This is a genomic window from Candidatus Magnetobacterium casense, assembly GCF_019173545.1.
In the GTDB taxonomy this organism is placed as follows: domain Bacteria; phylum Nitrospirota; class Thermodesulfovibrionia; order Thermodesulfovibrionales; family Magnetobacteriaceae; genus Magnetobacterium; species Magnetobacterium cryptolimnobacter.
Genome location: NZ_JABXWD010000676.1, coordinates 1 through 1340, shown reverse-complemented (window position 1 = coordinate 1340; position 1340 = coordinate 1). Strand labels below are relative to the sequence as shown.

Annotated in this window: 1 protein-coding gene; it reads right to left on the bottom strand. The window is 46.6% G+C overall.

Annotated elements, in window-relative coordinates; genetic code table 11:
- Positions 1-125 precede the first annotated feature (125 nt).
- Positions 126-1169, bottom strand: a complete 1044-nt coding sequence (locus HWQ67_RS20295) for a DNA methyltransferase (RefSeq protein ID WP_218254202.1) — start codon at positions 1167-1169, stop codon at positions 126-128.
- Positions 1170-1340: the final 171 nt, after the last annotated feature.

Genomic DNA, 1340 nt, shown 5'->3' with positions numbered 1-1340 from the left:
GTATCCTCTTTATATTTCATGGTAACTATGCTTTTATGCATCAGGGATTCCTGGTCAAGCCAGGAATGACACACTTGGAAAACGCCTGTAACTGTCATTCCTGCGAAAGCAGGAATCCATGCCTTTTAACCGTGAAAAAAAATTTTACCCTGCTTTTTAAAGAGGATACGAAAAATGCTACGCTTCTCGTCTGTAGTAAGTGGACGTTCTAAACCTTGAAAACTACCCCACAAAGCCAATTTCTTTGGGTCTTCTGTTGTGCCTTCATCTCCAGCCCTTTCCGTGAAAAGCTTTCCAATCTTAACAATACCCATCTTGATGTCTTTCATATACCAAAGCAGATAATTAAAAGAGTTACGAATTGTACCTGAATCAGGTGTTCCTTTTTTCCACACAACTGTTGCACACTGATTTTCAGTACCAAAAATCTCATCAAGAATACACCTAACAAGATGGACATTAGTATCACTGATCTGCACAAAGCACGACCCGGTCTCAGTAAGCAGCTCTCTTGCCACCAACAGCCTGTCCCTCAGATAGCTCAGGTACGAATGTATCCCAAGCTCCCAGGTATCCCGAAACGCCCTGACCTGCTCCGGCTGTCTGGTTACATCTTCGGCCTTGCCGTCCTTGACGTCTCGCTTCCTGGTGCTTATCTGCCAGTTGGAGCCAAACTTAATCCCATACGGCGGGTCGATGTATATCATCTGAACCTTGCCCTTAAGCCCCTCTTTCTCTGCAAGGGAGGCCATTACCTGAAGGGAATCGCCAAGTATCATCCGGTTAGACCAATTCTGCTCATGCCGATAAAACTCAATCAGCTCCTCAAACCCGATCCCGTTAAAGTCCGCAAATAATCGAGGGCCTTCCTCTGCCTTTTCCCTGGCAGCGTAGGACTTAATGTCCTCCACAATCGCCTGGGGATGTATCTTTTCCTGTATGTAGATAGGAACGCACGCAACCGATAAATCCTTACCGTCCTGCTCATCCTTACCCTTCCATACCAACTGGGGGTCAAGAGAGGGGTCACGTGGATAGTGAACAACCTTGGGGGACTTCTCGTCTTCCCTAACAAAATCACGCAATTCCTCAGTAGGGATATTGGTACGCTTATCTTTATGCTTAACGCTGTCTACGTTTAATGCGCCGTTTGCTTTCTTCCTGGACACTAGCACCCTCCTTCATTAATACATAGCACCTTTGTGGGGTCAAGGGGGCTGGCCCCCTTGCAGGGGGTTCTGAAGGGGGGCGGAGGGCATAGGTGTTAAGTTAAGCATGATACCTCCAGTACCTCCAAGTCTTTTAGTGTTAATTTCTTAGGTTTAGGCGTATTTGACGGT